This is a genomic window from Neisseria sp. P0020.S005 (assembly GCF_051957055.1).
In the GTDB taxonomy this organism is placed as follows: Bacteria; Pseudomonadota; Gammaproteobacteria; order Burkholderiales; family Neisseriaceae; genus Neisseria; species Neisseria subflava_A.
Map to the genome: position 1 here is coordinate 1 of NZ_JBQCWV010000097.1, position 210 is coordinate 210.

The 210-nt window shown below is 55.7% G+C and carries 1 protein-coding gene; it reads right to left on the reverse strand.

Annotated features, from left to right (window positions below; all coding sequences use genetic code 11):
- Window positions 1–210: collagen-like triple helix repeat-containing protein (locus tag ACTHTU_RS11485; RefSeq protein WP_440362624.1), on the reverse strand; the 210-nt coding region annotated here is incomplete at both ends.

The window sequence follows — 210 nt, forward strand, 5'->3', positions numbered from 1 at the left end:
CACCTTTGTCGCCTTTTTCGCCTTTAGCGCCGGCTTCACCTTGGTCACCTTTGTCGCCTTTTTCGCCTTTAGCGCCGGCTTCGCCTTGGTCACCTTTGTCGCCTTTTTCGCCTTTAGCGCCGGCTTCGCCTTGGTCACCTTTGTCGCCTTTTTCGCCTTTAGCACCGGCTTCACCTTGGTCACCTTTGTCGCCTTTTTCGCCTTTAGCGC